This is a genomic window from Enterococcus sp. GPZ-007 (genome assembly GCF_059374735.1).
Window position 1 is genome coordinate 73,468 of the sequence record NZ_JCAFYN010000012.1, and the last position, 19,607, is coordinate 93,074.

General features: G+C 45.6%; 18 protein-coding genes. All 18 read left to right on the top strand.

The features are described from left to right. Window positions 1-5: 5 nt before the first annotated feature. Window positions 6-1,298: a cytosine permease gene (locus tag AC4J95_RS08530; protein ID WP_494549504.1), complete on the top strand. Its 1,293-nt coding sequence runs from the start codon at window positions 6-8 to the stop codon at window positions 1,296-1,298. A gap of 3 nt (window positions 1,299-1,301) precedes the next feature. Next, a complete protein-coding gene (locus tag AC4J95_RS08535; RefSeq protein WP_494549505.1) occupies window positions 1,302-2,399 on the top strand; it encodes an S-methyl thiohydantoin desulfurase family protein in 1,098 nt (365 codons plus the stop codon). Beyond that, complete coding sequence (locus tag AC4J95_RS08540; protein ID WP_494549506.1) at window positions 2,387-3,955, top strand: hydantoinase/oxoprolinase N-terminal domain-containing protein; 1,569 nt, start codon at window positions 2,387-2,389, stop codon at window positions 3,953-3,955. The genes AC4J95_RS08535 and AC4J95_RS08540 overlap by 13 nt, the downstream gene beginning before the upstream one ends. 192 nt (window positions 3,956-4,147) lie before the next feature. Beyond that, window positions 4,148-5,170 (top strand): selenide, water dikinase SelD, encoded by a 1,023-nt coding sequence (selD, locus tag AC4J95_RS08545; protein ID WP_494549507.1) that lies wholly within the window; start codon window positions 4,148-4,150, stop codon window positions 5,168-5,170. A gap of 14 nt (window positions 5,171-5,184) precedes the next feature. Next, window positions 5,185-5,775, top strand: a complete 591-nt coding sequence (gene yedF / locus AC4J95_RS08550; RefSeq protein WP_494549508.1) for a sulfurtransferase-like selenium metabolism protein YedF — start codon at window positions 5,185-5,187, stop codon at window positions 5,773-5,775. A gap of 102 nt (window positions 5,776-5,877) precedes the next feature. After that, window positions 5,878-6,144 carry a putative Se/S carrier protein gene (locus AC4J95_RS08555; protein ID WP_494549509.1) on the top strand — a complete coding sequence of 89 codons (267 nt, stop codon included), beginning with the start codon at window positions 5,878-5,880 and terminating at the stop codon, window positions 6,142-6,144. Window positions 6,145-6,148: 4 nt separating this feature from the next. Further along, complete coding sequence (gene selB, locus AC4J95_RS08560; RefSeq protein ID WP_494549510.1) at window positions 6,149-8,038, top strand: selenocysteine-specific translation elongation factor; 1,890 nt, start codon at window positions 6,149-6,151, stop codon at window positions 8,036-8,038. Then, window positions 8,038-9,162: an aminotransferase class V-fold PLP-dependent enzyme gene (locus tag AC4J95_RS08565; RefSeq protein ID WP_494549511.1), complete on the top strand. Its 1,125-nt coding sequence runs from the start codon at window positions 8,038-8,040 to the stop codon at window positions 9,160-9,162. The genes selB and AC4J95_RS08565 overlap by 1 nt, the downstream gene beginning before the upstream one ends. Window positions 9,163-9,177: 15 nt before the next feature. Continuing rightward, window positions 9,178-10,554, top strand: coding sequence for an L-seryl-tRNA(Sec) selenium transferase (gene selA, locus AC4J95_RS08570; RefSeq protein WP_494549512.1), 1,377 nt, complete (start codon window positions 9,178-9,180; stop codon window positions 10,552-10,554). Between the two features lie 18 nt (window positions 10,555-10,572). Further along, window positions 10,573-11,073, top strand: a complete 501-nt coding sequence (locus tag AC4J95_RS08575; RefSeq protein WP_494549513.1) for a CD3072 family TudS-related putative desulfidase — start codon at window positions 10,573-10,575, stop codon at window positions 11,071-11,073. Continuing rightward, entirely contained in the window at window positions 11,066-11,611 is a 546-nt protein-coding gene (locus AC4J95_RS08580; RefSeq protein ID WP_494549514.1) for a CD3073 family putative ECF transporter S component, read from the top strand. The genes AC4J95_RS08575 and AC4J95_RS08580 overlap by 8 nt, the downstream gene beginning before the upstream one ends. Window positions 11,612-12,097: 486 nt before the next feature. Next, window positions 12,098-13,669 (top strand): ribosomal protection-like ABC-F family protein, encoded by a 1,572-nt coding sequence (gene abc-f, locus AC4J95_RS08585; RefSeq protein ID WP_494549515.1) that lies wholly within the window; start codon window positions 12,098-12,100, stop codon window positions 13,667-13,669. A 168-nt stretch (window positions 13,670-13,837) separates the two neighbouring features. After that, a complete protein-coding gene (locus AC4J95_RS08590) occupies window positions 13,838-14,197 on the top strand; it encodes a YxeA family protein (protein WP_494549516.1) in 360 nt (119 codons plus the stop codon). Between the two features lie 2 nt (window positions 14,198-14,199). Next, a complete protein-coding gene (locus tag AC4J95_RS08595; RefSeq protein ID WP_316403021.1) occupies window positions 14,200-14,952 on the top strand; it encodes an ABC transporter ATP-binding protein in 753 nt (250 codons plus the stop codon). Between the two features lie 11 nt (window positions 14,953-14,963). Further along, the gene (locus AC4J95_RS08600) at window positions 14,964-16,766 is read left to right on the top strand and encodes an FtsX-like permease family protein (protein WP_494549517.1); all 1,803 of its coding nucleotides are present in this window, start codon (window positions 14,964-14,966) and stop codon (window positions 16,764-16,766) included. A 191-nt stretch (window positions 16,767-16,957) separates the two neighbouring features. Beyond that, on the top strand, window positions 16,958-17,836 hold the full coding sequence (locus tag AC4J95_RS08605; RefSeq protein ID WP_494549518.1) for an alpha/beta hydrolase: 879 nt from the start codon (window positions 16,958-16,960) through the stop codon (window positions 17,834-17,836). Between the two features lie 62 nt (window positions 17,837-17,898). Further along, window positions 17,899-18,996, top strand: a complete 1,098-nt coding sequence (locus tag AC4J95_RS08610; protein ID WP_494549519.1) for a GDSL-type esterase/lipase family protein — start codon at window positions 17,899-17,901, stop codon at window positions 18,994-18,996. Next, a partial coding sequence (locus AC4J95_RS08615; protein ID WP_494549520.1) for an alpha/beta hydrolase occupies window positions 18,997-19,607 on the top strand: 611 nt, incomplete at its 3' end.

Genomic DNA, 19,607 nt, shown 5'->3' on the forward strand with positions numbered 1-19,607 from the left:
GCTAAATGGAGGAAATAGTTGAAACAAGTTCGGGAAATTATGAAAGAGAACGGGTACCAGAAAAGGACAGAAAACGTTGGTTATCCATCAGTATGGTTTGGATCGCTATCGGGATTGATTTATCAGGAATGTTTATGGGTGTCGCCTTGTCTCAAGGAATGGCCTTTTGGACAGCCATCTACGCTGTCCTTATTGGTTCGGTCATTTTAGGGGTATTAGCGATTGGCGCGACTTATATTGGTGCGAAGGCTGGCTTATCTACGGGAATGATTTCCAGAATCTCTTTTGGAAAGAAGGGCGCCTCATTGATGGGGGCGATCATGGGGATTTCCTCTTTAGGCTGGTTTGGTGTGCAAATTGGTTTCTTTGCCGAAAATATTGGTTCTGCAATTAATCAACTAACTGGTGCCAATATGCCTTCATGGCTCTTGTCATTAATTGGTGGCGGCTTAATGATGTTGTCTGCCTTCTGGGGCTATCAAGCGATTGAAAAGCTGTGTACTTACTCGGTTCCGCTATTAGCAGTCTTGATTATCGTCGCGACCTTGATGTCCTTAAATCGGAATGGGACATCAGGGTTGGCTGCTCCTCCCCAAGGTTCAGCGATCTCTTTTGGTTTGGCTGTTTCTCTTGTCATAGGAGTGTATATGGTAGGGGTGGTTATGGCACCAGATGTTGCTCGTTGGGCTCAAAGTCCAAAACAAGCAATGATTGCGGGCTTTGTTGGTTTTACCATTGGAAATAGTTTTATGATTATCATTTCGCTGATTTTAGTGAAGGTCATGAACACGGCGGATCTTACGGCTGTTTTCTTTACCTTAGGCTTAGGGATTCCATCGATTTTGGTCTTAACACTTGCCCAATGGACGACGAATACAAACAATCTTTATTCAGCATCTTTGGATTTTTCGATTGTGTTTAAACGGGTCAACCCTAAACTGATTACCATTGTTTGTGGAACATTAGGTATTTTGATGGCGATGTTTGGAATTTATGGAATGTTTGAGAACTTTTTGTCGATTGTGACGGTACTGGTTTCTCCGATAGCCGGAATCTATATGATTGACTATTTCTTTTACAAAGAAAAGTATGATTATTCTTACGAAGAGAAGCTGCAGGACTATTATCCGATCTCCATTTTTTCTTGGGTAGTCGGCAGTACAGTGGCCTTTATGACTAGTCAGCCGCCAGCCGGTTTTGGCTTGTTTACACTGACGAATGTTTCAGCGTTAGATGGTATTTTAGTGGCGGGACTTTGCTATTTTATTGCGACAAAATTGACTAAAGGACGGAAATAACTCATGGAATGGATTACGGTAGAAGATTTAGAGAACATTTCAATCGGAGCGACTTTGTTGGGAACCGGCGGCGGAGGCGATCCGTTTGTCGGCAGGTTGATGGCGCTGCAGGCACTTCAAAAATATGGTCCAGTGAAGGTTCTACAAGTAGAAGACTTGGATGATGATGCTTTAGTCATGCCTGTTGGTTCGATCGGTGCGCCTTCTGTTTCGAACGAAAAAATAGCTTCAGAAGAAGAACTTTATGCACCTGCAGAAGTATTAAAAGAAACCTTTTCGGAACGTACACAGGCGATTATGCCGATTGAAATTGGCGGAGGAAACTCCTTGTTGCCGATTGCCTGTGCAGCGAAAATGGGGCTGCCGATCGTGGATGCGGATGCTATGGGTCGGGCTTTTCCAGAGTCTCAAATGGTTACCTTCTTTTTGAAGGGGTATCAGCCTGAGATCGTAGCGATGGCCGATAGTCAGGGAAACCGAATTATCTATTATCCGAAAGATGGAGAATGGTCTGAAAAGATCGCCCGTGCAATTACGGATGTGATGGGGGGCAGCGCCAACATGGTTGATAATGTCTTTCCTGGGAGAGTTGTGAAAGAGTGCGGGATTCGCGGCACCTTGAGCTTGGCAAAAAAAATCGGCGAGGAATTAACCGATCCCAAAGAAACGACAGCACCTGTTAAGCGACTATTGTCTACCTTAAAGGGTTATTCTTTGTTCGAAGGAAAAATCAAGACTATTGAACGGAATGTGGAAGGCGGCTTTACTCGCGGCAGCGCAACATTCGCAGGCATCGGCGGTAATAAAGGTGAAGAGTTAGAAGTGCTTTTTCAAAATGAATTACTGCTTGCCAAAAAAGACGGGAAAGTTTTGGCCTCTACGCCTGATTTAATCTGTGCATTGGATTATGAAACTGGCCGTCCGATCACCACAGAGGCCTTGCGTTATGGTGCGCGTATTCATGTGATCGCCTTGCCTTGCGACGCTAAATGGCGAACAGAAAAAGGCATAGAGGTTGCCGGACCGAACTACTTTGGATACGAAATAGAGTACAAGCCTGTGGAAGAATTGATGGGAGAAGAAGCGATATGTATAGATTAGGGATTGATGTTGGTGGAACGAATACGGATTGCGCGATTTTAGATGAACACCTAAACTGTATTGGAAAAATCAAGAGTCCCACGATGGAGGATGTCAGTCTAGGTATTGATACGGCGATTCAAAAAATATTGGCAGAAACCTGTATTCCGACGGAAAAAATCAGTGTGGTGATGTTAGGAACGACCCATTGCACGAATGCGATCGTTCAAAGAAAAGAAATGAGTAAGGTGGGAATCATTCGTTTGGCTAAACCCGCCACCACTGCGGTTGCTCCAATGGTAGGATGGCCAGAGGATCTTGCTGAAAAAATGTATGCGCAATCGGCGATCGTATCTGGCGGCTATGAATACAATGGAAATAAAATCGCGGATATTAATGAGGCAGAGATTCGCGAAGTCTGTCGAGGCATGAAGGGCAAAGTTGAAGCAGTAGCAGTTGTTGGTGTTTTTTCACCAGTAAACAGAGAGCAGGAAAAACAGGTTGCTGCAATTGTGGAAGAAGAATTAACAGTCCCAGTAACATTGTCTAGCGAGATTGGTTCTATCGGATTGTTGGAAAGAGAAAATGCCAGTATCTTGAATGCTGCTTTAACGCAAACCATTCAACAGATGATTCGTGGGTTGAAGCAAGCATTAAGCAACAATAATCTGAATGCGGAAGTTTTTATTTGTCAAAATGACGGGACGCTGATGAATCTAGAAAAGGCCTTGCGTTATCCCGTATTGACGATTGGCTGCGGTCCGACCAATTCAATTCGTGGGGCGGCTCATTTAAGCAATATGGAGGATGCCTTAGTAGTCGATGTTGGTGGAACGACGACGGATATCGGGGTATTGAAAAAAGGGTTTCCTCGCGAGTCATCATTAGCAACGGTGATTGGTGGAATTAGGACTAATTTCCGGATGCCAGATGTTCTATCGATTGGGTTAGGCGGCGGAACAATCGTACATCTAGAGGACGATCTTAGAGTCGGACCAGAAAGCTTAGGGTATCGAATTTTGGAAGAAAGTCTAGCCTTCGGCGGCAATATCTTGTGTACGACAGATATCGCGATTGCTAATCAGAAGGAGCACTCGGTGACTGGAGCGAGTTCTCCTGATTTAGATCTTACGTTAGTAAATAGAGCGAAGGAAAAAATTAGCGAATTAATCGAAGATGCAATCGATCAAATGAAAACCGATCGTAAGGAGGTCCCGGTCATCTTAGTTGGCGGCGGCAGTATTATCCTTCCCAAAAAGATGACCGGGGTCTCAGAAGTAATTATTCCGACCAATTATGATGCCGCTAATGCGATTGGTGCGGCCTTAGGGGAAGTTTCTGGAGAAGTCAATTCGGTCTATTCATTAGAAAATCAAACGCAAGAAGCAGCAGTGAATACAGCAATCGAAGAGGCTCAACGTGAAGCCATTGTTTCGGGAGCGGCAAGAGATACGCTGAAAACGATCTTTGTGGAAGTCATTCCATTGGCATATCTACCTAAGCAAGCAGTCAATATTAAAGTAAAAGTCGCTGGAAAACTGAGCTTTTCTGAAGCTTTAGCAACGATAAAAGGATAAGTAACAGCAGTACGTCTCTTAATATTTAGGAGACGTATTTTTAATGCAATCCTCATGTGTAAATAATAAATTAATTCGTGTAATTGAAGCGTTTTTATGAGAGATTGGAACCGTTATAAATTGAATAGAATTATACGTAGAGAAACAAAAAGTAAACTGTTATAATAGAGGACGTGAAGGATGGTGGAGAGCATGGAGACAGTTCAACAATTGATTGTCTGCGGTGGATGTAATGCGAAAATCGGACCGGGAAATCTCGGAGAATTGCTGGCGGATTTACCAAAGGCAACCAACGAAAATTTACTGGTGGGATTTGACTCGACAGATGATGCGGCTGTTATTAAACTGCGTGACGACCTAGCAATTATACAAACATTAGATTTTTTCCCAACGATGGTGACTGACCCTTATCTTTTTGGCAAGATTGCGGCAGCGAATGCGCTAAGCGATGTTTATGCCATGGGCGGCGAAGTCCTGTCTGCTTTAAATATAGTCGCTTTTCCGGAAGAAAAGGATCTAAACATCCTGAAAGAAATCTTGCGCGGAGGCGCGGAAAAGGTCCAAGAGGCCGGTGCCATTTTAGCTGGCGGCCACTCGATTCATGATTCATCGGTGAAATACGGTCTATCTGTAACGGGTACGATCGATCCAAATAAAATTTATCAAAACAACACCTGTCAGCTGGGGGATCATTTGATTTTGACGAAACCATTAGGTGTCAGCATCATTACCGTGGGCTACAGCGCAGAGGAAATCAGTGAAGAAGCATTTGTGAAAGCCACCACGAGCATGGAGACATTGAACAAATATGCGATGGATATCATTCGCAAGTATTCAATCAACAGCTGTACCGATGTGACCGGCTTTGGTTTAGCTGGGCATCTTCATGAAATGATGAATGGGCGCTTTAGTGCGGAAATTCAATCAAAGGATTTGCCGTATTTTGAAGAGGCCTATCAAGGAGCAAAAGAATTTATTCTAACTGCTGGCGGGCAACGCAACCGGAACTATATGGAAGAGAAGATGGACTTTCAAATTGATGATTTCGGCATTGAAGAACTATTGTTTGACCCGCAAACTTCGGGCGGTCTGTTAGTGAGTGTTCCAGCGACAGAAGTGGATGCATTAATTCAAGAATTGCAAGCAGCTGATATACCGGCACAGGATTTTGGTGTAGTTGTTGAAAAACAAGACAAAGAATTGATCGTATATTAGAGAGGCGGAAGAATATGTTTAAAATTGACGCATTAGGCAAGGCTTGCCCATTACCAGTCATTGAGACCAAAAAAGCGTTGCGTGAGCATGAAGTTGTGCAGACATTGGTGGACAATGAGATCGCCACACAGAATTTGAAAAAAATGGCGGAGCAGCTTGGCTATATCTATCAGATGGATCAGGACGCACCAGATCATTATACTGTCGTTATTTCAAAGGGCAATGCGGATTTGACGGAAGAAGTACCACAAGTCGCAGAGCCAATCGCTACAGTGGATGATTATATCGTGGTCGTCGATACGAACGTGATGGGCCGTGGTTCGGATGAATTAGGAAAGAACTTATTGAAGGGCTTCATCTATTCGTTGACCGAGCAAGATGTACTGCCGGAAAAGGTGATTTTTTATAATGGCGGTGTGCATTCTGTGGTAGAAGGCTCTGATTCGTTAGAAGACTTGCAAGGGTTGGCTGAACAGGGCGTGGAAATCTACGCTTGCGGGGCTTGCTTGAATTTCTATGAATTGACCTCTGCGGTGGGTGAAGTGACCAATATGTATCGCATCGTGGAAATGATGCGCCAGGCACCAAAAATCGTTAAACCATAAAGGATGCCAGTTCAACAGCTAAAGGGAGCTTTATATTTGATTAATCGTTGAATGGCAGACGGCTTGAGAATAGTAACAAATTATGAAAAAGGAGCAGTTTTTATGCAGACATACGGTGTTGCATTGTTTTATTCAACCCGGGAGGCCATGAAAGCTGAGGAAATCGCGAAGGAAGCCCAACTTGCCGTTCGAATCATTCCCACACCGGAAAAGATTCATGCTAGTTGCGGCTTTTCTTTGAAATATCCGCTGACTGAGGAAGCGGCTTTAGCCTCTTTGCTAACAGAGGCCGAGATCGTCTCAGAAGGCTTTTATCATGCGTCCCAAGAGGGATTGAAAACAGAATATACATTCGTTCAGAAAGGATAATCAGATGGCAAATATTGTGATTGGAACGGCGGGGCATATCGACCACGGAAAAACCACCTTGATCAAAGCGCTGACGGGTATTGAGACGGATACCACCAGTGAAGAAAAGAAACGCGGGATGTCGATCAATTTGGGTTTTGCTTATTTGGATTTACCGAATAAAAAGCGGGTCGGAATTGTTGACGTGCCGGGACACGAAAAGTTCATTAAAAATATGGTCGCTGGTTTGCCGGGGATCAATCTGGTCCTGCTGGTGATCGATGCGGCGGAGGGGATCATGCCCCAGACAAAAGAGCATATTGATATTTTGACGTTATTAGGGATTCGCGACTTCTTAATCGTGTTGACCAAAGTGGATACGGTCGATCCGGATTTGAAGGAGCTGGTGGTCGACGATATTCGCGAGCAGCTGGCAGACACACCGTTGGCTGAGGCAGATTTGATCGAAACCGATGCAGTAACAGGTACCGGGATCAAGGAATTATTGGCAAAAATCCAGGAGCATTCGGAAGAGGTGCAAGAACGTTCAGGCAGCGGTTCAGCCCGTTTGAATGTGGACCGTGTCTTCAGTGTAAAGGGCTTCGGAACGGTTGTTACAGGAACGCTTTTAGATGGATCGATCAATGCGGGCGATGACCTGTATCTTTATCCGAGCCAGAAAAAAACACGGGTACGAAACATTCAGGTGCATGAAACGGATGTGAAAAGTGCGCAGCCGGGACAACGCACGGCCTTGAATTTAGCAAATATCGCGACAGACGAGATTCAGCGGGGCGATGTCTTATCTGTTTCTGAAAAGCTAGAGGACACGTGGATGCTGGATGTAAAAGTCACCTGTCTGCCTGAAGTCGAAGGCGGGATCGGCTTATGGGATCGCGTGCGTTTGTTAGTAGGTACTCGTGAGGTGATGGCTCGGACGGTACCGCTAGGCGTCGATTGGATTGGACCAGGAGAAGACGGGTTTCTGCAGCTACGTTTAGAGGAGCAGGTCGCGGTCAAGGAGCGGGATCGGTTCATTCTGCGTTCTTATTCTCCAATGCACACAATCGCGGGCGGCGAAGTATTGGATGCGGCACCCCATAAGCATCGCCGCTTCAAAGTTGAGATTCTAGAAAGTTTGAAGGCGAAAGAAGAAGGCAGTGTGGACGAACTGGTGGTAGACTTTATGGTCAACAAGAAGCAGCCATTTACCAAGGAAAAAGAACTGCAGGAATATCTAGGTGTGGATAAAGAAGAGCTGCAGCCAATTTTAGCAGAAATGATTTTAGAAGGACGGGTGCTGGAAACCAAAGTCGGCTATTTGGCACTAGCTAGCTATCAGAAGTTAGTCGATCAGGCAACCGAAATTTTGTCGACCTATCATAAGCAATACCGTTTACGCTATGGGATGCCTTTAGAAGAGTTCCGTTCACGGATGCGCGGCGTCTTAGCTGAAAAAGAAATCTCAGCCTTGATCGCTTTAATGAAGGAGCAGCTGGTCAAAGAAGCAAATGATAAAATTGCCTTAGTTGATTTCGAGGTCACCTTCAACAAGTATCAGGAAGCTGCGAAAGCAAAAATCGAACAAACCCTTGCTAAAAATGGCTATACCCCAGTCAAAAAGGAAGAATTATTCGATTTAGATAAAAACGCGGAGGAAGTTCTGGAGGCCTTGAATGGCGATACCGTGGTCTTCTTGACCCATGAATTTGTTCTATTAGGCAAGGTCTTTGATCAATCGGTGAAATTGATCCAGCAATACATCGCAGAGCATGGACAGATGACGCTGGGAGATTTCCGTGACTTGACGGATTCCAGCCGGAAATCCTCGATGCTGATCTTGGAGTACCTGGATAAACAAGGGATCACGAAACGGGTAGAGAATTATCGAGTGCTAGGAGAGAAGGGAAAATAATGAGCATCTATATGGATAATGCCGCGACAACCGCTCAAAAACCGACTGTAGTGGCGGAAGCGATGACGGCGATCCTGACAGGCGAATATGGCAATCCTTCTCGTGGCGCTCACGGCTATTCCTTAGCCGGCTATCGTGTGGCGGAAAAAGCCCGCAATCAAGTCAAGGACTTGTTTAAAGCCGATCAGCGCTATGAAGTCGCCTTTACGAATAACGCGACCGTCGCTTTGAACGAGGTCCTAAAGGGCTTGATCCAAGCAGGTGACCATGTGATCACCACCGCGTGGGAGCATAATTCCGTGTTACGTCCGTTGTATCAGCTGGAAGCACAAGGAGTCCGCTTCGATGTGATTTCCAGTGAGGCGCTGACCGGTCGTTTGAACTATGCGGAGTTTACGGAAAAAATCCGCCCTGAAACGAAGGTCGTCGTTTGCAACCATGCCAGTAATGTGATCGGAAATCTGCTGGATCTGGAGTGGGTCAAGGCATTTTGCGAAGAGCACGAACTGTACTTGGTTATCGATGCATCCCAAACAGCTGGCGTGGTTCCGATCGATCTTAGTGATGGACGAGTTGCGGCGGTCTGCTTTACGGGTCACAAATCCCTTTATGGCCCACAGGGAACCGGCGGTGTGTGTTTGCTGAAGGATCTGCCGGTGGAGCCGGTCATCACTGGCGGAGATGGGATGCAGTCCTTTTCGAAGGTTCAACCGAAGGAGTTACCGACGCTACTGGAAGCGGGCACGTTAAATATTCCTGGACTCGCAGGTTTAGCGGCTAGTTTACAATGGCTGCAAGAAAAAGAAGCAAAGCCACAGCTGGGGGATTATTTTTACCAGGAATTGCAAAAAATCGACGGCGTAACCATTTATGGCGATTTCGACAATCCGCGGGTGGATGTTTTCTCGATCAATATCAAGGATGCGGAATCTGCGATCGTCAGCGATCTTTTATGGGAAGAGTACGAAATCGCGACGAGGCCCGGTTATCACTGCGCGCCCTTGATGCATGAAGCATTAGGAACCGCAGATCGTGGGACAATCCGTCTGTCCTTTTCAAGTTTTACCACCAAGGCAGAAGTCGATACGGTCTTGGCAGCATTACAAAATCTGGCGTTACGCTAAGAAAGCAGGTGACCTATGTCAAAAGAGATTCAAAATATTTTAGCAAGTTTGCCTTCTGTAGATGTTCTATTGAAGCAGATCGACCCGATTTATCCCCATGGAAAAGCCAAAGAAGCCACGCAGCAAGTCATTGCGCGCCTTCGTGAATCCGTTGTCGACGGGACGAGAAAAACGGTGATCGATCAAAAGGAAGTCTTAGAGATCATCCACAAGCAATTAGAAGAAAAACAATTTTCCCTGCGTCGAGTGATCAATGGTACCGGGACTGTGATCCACACGAATTTGGGTCGGTCTTCCTTGAGTCTCAAAACGCAGGAGCAATTATTGGCGACCAGCTTCCACTATTCAAATCTGGAGCTTGATTTAGCGAGCGGTAAGCGTGGTTCGCGTTATAGTCACCTAGTTTCGATCGTGAAGAAACTAACAGGTGCAGAGGATGTTTTAGTGGTCAACAACAATGCCGCTGCGGTGCTATTAACCTTAAGTACGCTGACGCAAGACAAGCAGGTATTGGTATCACGGGGCGAGTTGGTCGAGATCGGCGGCGCATTCCGTATTCCAGACGTGATCACTTCCAGCGGGGGAAGCATCGTGGAAGTAGGCACGACGAATAAGACCCATTTAGCTGACTATGAGAAGGCCTTGACGGAGGATACGGGCGCTGTTCTGAAGGTGCACACCAGTAATTATCGGATTATCGGATTTACTGAAACACCGGAGCTAAGCGACTTGGCGGAGCTGGCACACAAGAATAACCTGCCGCTGATTAATGATCTAGGCAGCGGCTTACTGATGGATATGCGTCCATTTGGCTTGCCTTACGAGCCAACCGTGAAGGAAGTGCTGGACCAAGGCTGCGACATCGTGACCTTTAGCGGAGACAAACTGTTAGGCGGCCCGCAGGCAGGGATTATTGTCGGGAAAAAAGAATACATCGAAAAGATGAAGAAAAACCAGTTATTACGTGCGCTGCGAATCGACAAGATGACACTGAGTGCGCTGGAAGCCACCTTGTCCTTGTATCTTGACGAAAAAGAAGCGCTAAAATCTGTGCCGACACTGCAAATGATCGCCCAAAGTGAAGAGGACTGCTTGGGTAAAGCCGCGGAGCTGGCGGCGATGCTCCAATCGATCACGGAGTTGAGTGTGAAGATTGAAAAGGATAGCAGCAAAATCGGCGGCGGCTCGTATCCAGAGCACCTATTGCCGACCTATGCGGTTGTGTTGAGCAGCAGTAAATTCTCAGCGGATACGCTGCAGGAAAAGCTCCGTTTCGCTGCTACACCGATCATCAGCCGTATCAAAGAGGACTGCAACTACTTAGATATGCGGACGATCGCAATCGATGAATTCGCGCTGATTCAGGAAAGTCTGCAGGAGATTTTTGAATAGGAAAAGGAAGCTAAGACCATGCAACCACAAAAGCAATTAGTGGCCGTGTCTCATTGTGTTTTGAATCAAAACGCGGTGATTCACGGTTGGGAACGAGCAAGGGGAGCCTTTCCTTTTGCACTGGAGCTGCTTAGTCGCGGAATCGCATTGATTCAATTGCCTTGTCCTGAATTTATCGTACTGGGCGGGGATCGCCCTCCGATGACGTATGAGGAATACCGCGATTTGCCGAATTATCGTCACCAATGCCAAACACTGCTGCAGCCGATGATCCAGCAGATTCAAAGCTATCGAGCAGAAGGCTATCAGTATCTGGGGATAATCGGTATCCATGAAAGCCCGAACTGTTCCATCAGTGGACAACGAGGAGTTTTGATGGAGGAGTTTTTTTCGGAATGTCAGAAGGCCAAGATCGGAACCAATTATTTGGAGGTGCCCACGTGGTACAGCGAAAACGGTCAAGGCAGTTTTAGTGATCAGCTGCAACTGTTTTTAGAAAAAGGAGTAGAAAATGAATAGTAAAGCAAAAGTAATCGCGATGTGTGCCATCGCAGTCGTTTTGAATGTGGTGCTGGGTGAAGCAGTATCAATGATGAAGATTCCGTTATTGTTCTTGGATACGATGGGAACGATTTTTATCGCCGCGAACTTTGGGATGAGTTATGGGATACTAACAGGCGTGTCAACGAACTTATTAATGGGTTTAATCAGCGGACCGCTGTCGATTCCGTTTGCCTTAGTTAATGTGGCAGTGGCCATCGTTGTTGCATTGTTAGCGAAAAATGGTTTTGGTTTTGGCAAAGCACTGATCGCAGGTCTGTTGCTGGCATTCATTTGCCCAATGATCGGCGCACCGATTCGCTTAGCACTGTTTGGCGGGTTTACCGGATCAGGGACAGATATCGTCATCATGGCTTTACGGGCATCTGGCAAGGAAATGATCTCGGCAACCTATTGGGGCGCTGTAACGGGCAATCTGGTGGATAAAATCGTCTCTTGTTTATTAGTCGCTTGGTTTATCAAGCTGCCGCAAATGAAGCGCTTTGCAGTAAAATGAGCATGAATCGATTCTAAGGCTAAGGTGCTTAGTCTGGAAATTTTAAAGTGAGCTGGTTTCAACGAAAAGAACGTTGAGGCTGGCTTATTTTTTTGTTCATTTACGAATCGAGTGAAAAGGATTACTTTGCGATCATTTTCAACTGTGCTATGCTATAGGTAATCAACAATCGAGAGGAGGAGCTTACACATGGTCGGTATGTCAAAAATAACGCTGAATCAAGACAACTTGCGATTCCACATCAGCTTTTGTCATACTCTTACTTTTAAATCAGGGATCAAGGGGGCAGTCTGCCCAAAAACACCTGAATTTAAAGAAAATGCATGACCATGAGGTAAAATCCTGATTCGCTGGAATTTTAAAGAATAACAAGGTCATGTTTGGATTGCCCATTCATGATCTTTTTTTGCGAGTTCAGCTTTTTGAAAAGTGCTTACTTTACAGTGAACTAGCTGTCTCATGGTCTTGCTCTAAGGAGAAAAGATGATGTTGATACAAGTAAACAATATTACCAAGAATTTTAGTACAGTCCCTGTGTTTAAGGGGTTAACCTTAGGAATCAACGCGGGAGCAAAAATCGGACTGGTGGGGATGAACGGCTGCGGAAAAAGTACCCTGCTGCGGATACTGACAGGAGAAGAAGGGGTCAACGAAGGAACGGTCGCTCGTCGAAAGGGCTTAACGATCGGATATGTTCCGCAAAAGCTGGTCACTACGGATGAACGCGTCAAGGATTATCTATTCAATAGCTTTGAAGCAATCGGAAAAATCCGAGAAAAAATGCAGCAAGTAGAAAAGGCTATGACTGATTCTGCTGAAGATCTCGAGCGGCTTTTAGCACATTACGGACGGCTGCAGGAAGCCTATGAAGAAGCCGGTGGGTATACGCTGGAGGATCGAATCGTCGGCACTTTGAAGGGGTTGGGAGTTGACGATAAACTGGAGGCTCCTCTTTCAACCTTGAGTGGCGGGCGGCGGGTACGGGTAGAATTGGCGCGCGTCCTGACTGATCAAGCCGATGTCCTGCTACTGGATGAGCCCACCAATCATTTGGATCTTACTGGTATCCATTGGCTGGAAAACTACCTGAGTCACAGCAAACAGGCCTACTTAGTGATTTCACATGATCGAGAATTTTTAGATAATGTCGTCGAGCAAATCGTCGAGATCGAAGGCGAGCAGGCCATCAGCTATCCGGGAAATTACAGCAAGTTCGCACTGCTGAAGCGTGAACGAATTACTTTGCTGCAAAAGAATTATGATCTCCAGCAAAAGGAAATCCAGCGGCTGCAGCGAATGAGCCGGCGCTATCGTCAATGGGGACAAGAGTCGGATAATGAAGACTTTTTCCGCAAGGCCAAGGAGATCGAACGCCGAACAGAGAAGCTGAAGCAAGCATTGGTCAAACCGCCCGAGTCAGGTAAGAAGCGCCTGCAGCAGATCACGCAGGCGCAGCGATCAGGGAAGGAAGTCCTGATCGCTGAAGGCATCGGCAAGTTGGCGGAGGATCGCATCTTATTCGCCGAATCTGACTTTATTATTTATCGACAGGAACGCTTAGCGCTCGTTGGCGCAAATGGGAGCGGGAAAACGACACTGATCCGCTGTTTGCTGGGAGAAGAAAAATTAGATGAAGGCGTCATTAAAATAGGTGCCAGTGTCAAAATCGGCTATCTGCCGCAAAAGCTGACCTTTGATAAGCCGGCGCAACGTATCTTGGACTATGTTCGAGAATATTTAACGGAGGAACAAAAGGCGCGGCGAACGTTGGCGCGCTTCGGGTTTTTCGCGGAGGATATGTCCAAACGCATCCAAGACCTTTCCGGCGGTGAGCAGATGCGGTTGTATTTATTGAGGCTGCTGCAGCAGAAAATCAATTTTTTGATTTTGGACGAACCGACCAATCATTTAGACATCGATGGCAAGGAAGAATTGGAGGATATCCTGACCGATTTTGCTGAGACGCTGCTGGTGGTTTCCCATGATCGCTACTTTTTACGAAAGATTACGAAGGAACAGCTAGTGATCGAAGACGAAGCCATTCGCAAAAACAACTAAATCAATTTTTGAAAAAGCTAGTTTCAGCGACAAAGGTTGAAACTAGCTTTTTTTACGCAAAATTTCTCAAAATGACAAAACTGTTAGGTGTTTTTAGGTTCTTTCAATGGTTAGATTTCTGTGGATTCTGTATAGTTGCTCTAGAAACGAAAGAAGGAGCGATTAGTTATGAAAAAATTTTTAATTGGTTTAGTCAGTGTCATCGTCATCGCCTTTGTAGGCCTACAAATAGCAGATAAGGTTGTGAAGGGTGGGGATGATTATTACGTTCAGATCACTACAGATGGTCAACGGGTCGATGGAAAAGATGACAGCGGCAATCCCTATGTCGATTACAAGTATTCGCTACCCGGCTATGACAAGGATGGCAAGAAAAAAGAGTTAGACTTTAATGCATCCAAAGATCGTCCATTGCGACGGGAAGCGTTTCTTAAAGTAACGTGGAACAAGAAAAGGGGCGTGACTTCTTATGAAGAGGTCCAACAAAAGCAATTACCGAAAAAAGCCGCGGAAAAATTAGGAGTGTAAGTATGGAAAAAATCGTATCAGTTAATGAAGTGAAGAAGACCTACGGAAAAGGCAATCAGAAGAAAACCGAGGCCTTGAAGGGCATCTCCTTTGAAGTCGAAAAGGGCGAATTCGTCGGCATCATGGGTGCTTCTGGTTCTGGGAAATCGACACTATTAAATTTATTAGCAACCTTGGACAAGCCGACTGATGGCAAGATTCAGATCAATCAAGCCGATGTGACAAAGTTATCGGGGAATCAACTAGCAGATTTTCGCAGCCGTGAGATCGGCTTTATCTTCCAGGATTTCAATTTACTGGAAAATTTGACGGCTTCGGAAAATATCGCCGTACCATTATCACTGCAGGGTGTTAAAGGCAAAGAAATTCATCGTCGCGTGGCAGAAGTCGCTAAACGTTTGTCAATCGACAGCATTTTAAACAGCTATCCTGCTCAAATCTCCGGTGGACAAAAGCAGCGGGTGGCGGCGGCACGTGCGCTGATTACTCAGCCCACGATTCTTTTAGGAGACGAACCAACGGGTGCGCTAGATTCAAACAGTGCCCGCGATTTATTGGATACGATGGAGGAATTGAATCAAAAGGATCAGGTGTCAATTCTTTTGGTAACCCACGATCCTTTTTCAGCAAGCTATTGCCAACGCATCCTGTTCATCAAAGACGGCGTGATCTATCAAGAGGTCAAACGTGAAAATCAAACGCGAGAAGCTTTTTATCGTCAGATTTTAAGTATTCTCGGTAATCTGGAACAGTAGGAGGTTATTTGATGCTGTTAAAATTATCACTTACTGGGATCAAAGGACGCTTACGTGACTATGTCGTATTATTTTCAGGTCTAGTCGTCGCGTCAGGAATCTTTTACATGTTTGAAGGTCTAGCCACTAATGAGGCTTTTTTAGAGAATAATTCGATGATTAATTCGGTGGTAATGATCTTCCATTTAGGAACAGTCTTGCTATCCATCATTACCTTTGTCTACATTTTATACGCCAACTCGTTCTTGATGACGATGCGGCAAAAAGACTACGCCATGTTTATGATGCTAGGAGCAAAAGGCCGCAAGATCGCGCAATTGATCTTTATCGAAACCTTTGTCGTGGGTGTCAGTGCGACCGTCGTCGGCACGGTGCTCGGTATCGGCTTAAGCACGATCGTTCAGCAATTATTAGTCAAGCAATTGGCGATCAAGATCACCCACTTTACGGCGGTCAACTCTTCCGCCATCCTCTTTACCTTGATCTTTTTCACCGTAATTTTCTTGCTGGCCGCCTTCGTCAATGCTATGACGATTGTGAAAAAGCCGATCCTGAATCTGCTGCGGGCAAGCGAAACACCCTTGCCGGCGAATCGTAAGATCATCACCTTAGTATTAGAAGTATTAGCGGGAATCGTCTTTTTAGGAATAGGTTATTTCATGATGTCGCAGGTGACGACTTTAGCATTCTTAGCTTTGATCGTGGCGTTGATCACGATTATCTTGGGAACGTATTTTGTTTTCCATTCCATCTTGATCTTTGTTCTGGATATGTTGAAGCGCAGCGACAGTATCGCATTGAAGAAACTGAACAATTTTACCCTGTCTCAATTAAGCTTCCGCATCCAAGACTATACGCGGATCTTATCGATGGTGGCGATGCTCTTTGCTTTAGCCTTAGGGGCGATCACCGTCGGATTAGGCTTCCATAATGAGATCATGAAAATGACCGAAGCGACCTCAACCTATGATTTAGTGTTGAATAATGGACAAGACTATGGCGCTTCAGATCTTAAGGGAATTACGCCGTCGTCGGATGTCGCTTATCAGCAGAAAGAAGACAAGGACAACGTTTATTATATTCGCGAACAGTTTAATCAAGCGCCACTGAAGGTTAGCCTGTTTTCCGGAGCGGGTAAAACGAAAAAAACGCAATACAACGGTGAAAAGTTAGCCAATGATTTAAACGCCTCAGACGAACTGCGCTCGTTGGAATTACCTGAGCAAAGTACGAAAAAACAGCAATTCGTCTCTAGTGAAGCATTCGCGGCCTTACCGGGCGACACAACAGAACTACGCCTGATTTCGGTGAAGGACTTTGCGGAGGATCAAGCGGCGTTGAAGAAACTTGCCGAAGAGAATTTCAGTAAAAATCCAACATTGAATAAAGACACAGGAACGATGACGCAGAAAGCACTCGTTTATGAGCTTTACAATGCCTTGTTCTCCGGCTTTGAATTTATGGGCTTCTTCTTGGGTATCGCCTTTTTAACGATGCTGGCAAGCTGTTTGATGTTCAAAATTCTATCCGGCGCCAAGAGCGATATCCAACGCTACAGCATGCTGGAGAAAATCGGCACTCGCCGCAAACTATTGAATCAATCGATTCGCAGAGAGATCGGCATTTTATTCTTAGTCCCAGGACTCTTAGGTGTGACCCATGTCCTGTTTGGTCTAAAAATGTTTACGACATTGTTGAGCGAACCCTATAGCAATATCTGGCTGCCTTTCTTGATCTTCTTTGTTCTGTACTTTGTCTATTATCTGTTGACGGTATGGATCTACACAGGGATCGTGATGAAACGCGACGCCTAGGATTTGTTACATGTAAAAAGACTCTCAGAAATCAATAACTGGTTTCTGAGAGTCTTTTTTATACTATTCTCAACTCTCTTGATCTTGAGAATGAAAAGGCTGTCAAAACAATCGTTGACAATTTGTTTAAACAAATATAGTATAAATGTATGGTTTAATACTAATGACGGAAATGGAAAGAGGTTAAGCAAATGAGAAACTTACGCGATACAAATTTTGTACCAGAATGGGTCACTGTTACTGATGAAAAGGTCGTTCCGAAAATTGACTGGATCAAACAAAAAAAGCTGGATGTTCCTTACGGTGATCACGATCTTCAAAAGCTGGATGTTTATTTGCCAGAGGGAGAAGGTCCATTCCCAGTGGTCGTACTAGTCCATGGCGGTGGATTTGCCTATTGCGATAAACGGGATTGGCATCTTTATCCTGGATTTTTTGCCTTACAGGAAGGCTTTGCGTTAGTATCTGTCAATTACCGTTTATTGCCTGGCATCAAGCGAATGGACCCAATTGATGATCTTACGGCGGCAGTAGCTTTCATTAAGGATAATGCCGAGGACTTCAATTTAGATGTGGAAAATTTCTTCCTATATGGTACATCGGCAGGCGGAAATCTGGTTTCGCAAGTGGGGTTACGCACGGCGGCTAAGGGAGAACCTGTTAGTGGCGTAGCAGCGTTGTGTCCGTTGCTTGATTTCAGCAATCAGTCCGCCTTTATGGAGATTTTTGAAGCCATCGCACCGGAATATATACAGCTAAATCGGCAGGTGATGCTCGCTTATCTAGGCTTTGATCCAGCGCAGGATATCGAGGCTGCCAAAGAAGCAAATATTGATCATGTACTGACTGAAAAAGCTCCACCGTTTTACATCCAGCATGGCACGATGGATCCGGCAGTTCCCGTGGAGCAATCCATAAATTTTGCTCGAAGCCTGAAGGAAAAAATCGGGGAAGAAAAGGTTGTTTTGGACCTTATGCCCGAGACGGGGCATGCCGGCGGCGGTCAGGAGTTTTTAGAGCAGGAGCATGTTCAGCCGATTCTTGCGTTTTTCAAGGCATTGATTAAATAGTATTTGGGGCGGTACTACTTTGCCGCCCCTTTGATGTATCTCGTTAAAAGGAATGATTAGACATGTATCGACTTATCTGGCATCAAGTATTTTCAAATTATGGGAATCTCCATTTCAGGCCCAATGGGAGAACCGAAAAAATTGCAATCAAACAAAATCTCTCCGGTAAGGGCGTTCGGGTGGAATTTTCAAACAAGTATGATCACGACACAATGAAGGTCATTCGCGCCCAGGTATCAACGGCTCCCAATATGATGAATGCTCGACCGCTCACGTTGGATAACCAAAGCAGCTTTAAAATTCCTGGCGGGCAGTCGCTTTGGTCGGATCTTGCTCAGCTTGAGGTGCCGCATAAATCATCGCTTTATTTTGAGCTGGAGATAGCCAATGAAACAAATGATTTGTCCACCTCAGCCCATAATTTTTCAACGCAAATCTATCAGACGAATATCACTGATTTTGGGATGAATTATGTGTATGGTATCACCTCGATCGCGTTGCAGACGGAAGATCGAGGAGCGACAGTTGCCTTCTTCGGTGATTCATTAACGAATCAGGGCTATTACACGGACGGAGCCACACGCTGGCTTTATGGGCACCTTGAAGGAGTGACCGCCATCAATCAGGGCATTTGGGGCAATCGTTTGCTGCTGCCGGGGACTTCGAATTCTGAATGGAAGAATAGCTTCGGACAGCCTGCGGTCGATCGCTTTAAGCATTTAGTCAGTTATCATCCTGATGTGGCAGTGATACTGATCGGGAATAACGATCTCTATCAAGTCGGCTCTGAAAATAAAGAGGAGCTGCCTACCGCGAACCAGATGAAGGCAGCCTACACGCGGATCATAAATGAGGCGCTGGCAGCCGGGATCACACCGATACTGGTCACCTTGACGCCATTCGAGGGAGCGCTCTCCGGTGAAGAAAACGCTTGGTCACCAGATAAGGAAGCTATTCGAAGGGAAATCAATCAATGGCTTCGACAAGGTGAAGGGACTATTGATCTGGATCGTTTTGTACGAGATGCGTCAGATCCTCGTAAATTAGCTGAGGCGTTCGATTCGGGGGATCATTTACACTTCTCTGAAAAAGGTGGGAAAAAAATTGGCGAATTCATAGCGAAGCAGCTATCTGAATTCATAAAGGGAGTTGGAGGTTAGATGAAACTGAACATTCTGCTGACGAAGTTTTTATACCAGCTCACAACTGTGAATCGAAGCAAGTACAATGCGTCGTTTCCCATTGAGCAGCCGGTCGAAACATTCAGAAATATCAGCTATTCCGCGAATGGAGATAAGAAGCAGGTGCTTGATATTTACACGCCGGATGTAAAAAGAAAGTATCCGGTAGTGGTTCAGATTCATGGCGGTGGATGGACGCTGGGGGATAAGGACGATAACATCGGCTATTGCGAATATCTTGCCTCAAAGGGTTATGTCAGTGTGGCGATCAATTATACCTTGGCTCCCAAAGCGCCTCATCCGACGCAAGAGCGTATCGTGTTTGAAGCTTTTCGCTGGATTAACGAGCACATTGGCGAGTACGGTGGCGATCCTCAAAACATCTTCTTGTCTGGTGATTCAGGTGGAGCTCATCTGGCTGCCACAGTGGCGAATGTTTGCACGAATAAGAAAGCACAGGAGGTCTTCGGTGTAGAGCCGCCACTGCGAAAGGAACAAATTCGCGGCATGGTCTTGTTTTACGGAGCCTACGACTTTCTGACAGCGAAATACGCGAAGTTTCCCTTCATTAAGGTCAGCTATGAGTCATT

Coding starts and splice junctions, on each gene's coding strand:
- AC4J95_RS08530 (WP_494549504.1), top strand. CDS start 6: ATGGAGGAAATAGTTGAAACAAGTTCGGGAAATTATGAAAGAGAACGG.
- AC4J95_RS08535 (WP_494549505.1), top strand. CDS start 1,302: ATGGAATGGATTACGGTAGAAGATTTAGAGAACATTTCAATCGGAGCG.
- AC4J95_RS08540 (WP_494549506.1), top strand. CDS start 2,387: ATGTATAGATTAGGGATTGATGTTGGTGGAACGAATACGGATTGCGCG.
- selD (WP_494549507.1), top strand. CDS start 4,148: ATGGAGACAGTTCAACAATTGATTGTCTGCGGTGGATGTAATGCGAAA.
- yedF (WP_494549508.1), top strand. CDS start 5,185: ATGTTTAAAATTGACGCATTAGGCAAGGCTTGCCCATTACCAGTCATT.
- AC4J95_RS08555 (WP_494549509.1), top strand. CDS start 5,878: ATGCAGACATACGGTGTTGCATTGTTTTATTCAACCCGGGAGGCCATG.
- selB (WP_494549510.1), top strand. CDS start 6,149: ATGGCAAATATTGTGATTGGAACGGCGGGGCATATCGACCACGGAAAA.
- AC4J95_RS08565 (WP_494549511.1), top strand. CDS start 8,038: ATGAGCATCTATATGGATAATGCCGCGACAACCGCTCAAAAACCGACT.
- selA (WP_494549512.1), top strand. CDS start 9,178: ATGTCAAAAGAGATTCAAAATATTTTAGCAAGTTTGCCTTCTGTAGAT.
- AC4J95_RS08575 (WP_494549513.1), top strand. CDS start 10,573: ATGCAACCACAAAAGCAATTAGTGGCCGTGTCTCATTGTGTTTTGAAT.
- AC4J95_RS08580 (WP_494549514.1), top strand. CDS start 11,066: ATGAATAGTAAAGCAAAAGTAATCGCGATGTGTGCCATCGCAGTCGTT.
- abc-f (WP_494549515.1), top strand. CDS start 12,098: ATGTTGATACAAGTAAACAATATTACCAAGAATTTTAGTACAGTCCCT.
- AC4J95_RS08590 (WP_494549516.1), top strand. CDS start 13,838: ATGAAAAAATTTTTAATTGGTTTAGTCAGTGTCATCGTCATCGCCTTT.
- AC4J95_RS08595 (WP_316403021.1), top strand. CDS start 14,200: ATGGAAAAAATCGTATCAGTTAATGAAGTGAAGAAGACCTACGGAAAA.
- AC4J95_RS08600 (WP_494549517.1), top strand. CDS start 14,964: ATGCTGTTAAAATTATCACTTACTGGGATCAAAGGACGCTTACGTGAC.
- AC4J95_RS08605 (WP_494549518.1), top strand. CDS start 16,958: ATGAGAAACTTACGCGATACAAATTTTGTACCAGAATGGGTCACTGTT.
- AC4J95_RS08610 (WP_494549519.1), top strand. CDS start 17,899: ATGTATCGACTTATCTGGCATCAAGTATTTTCAAATTATGGGAATCTC.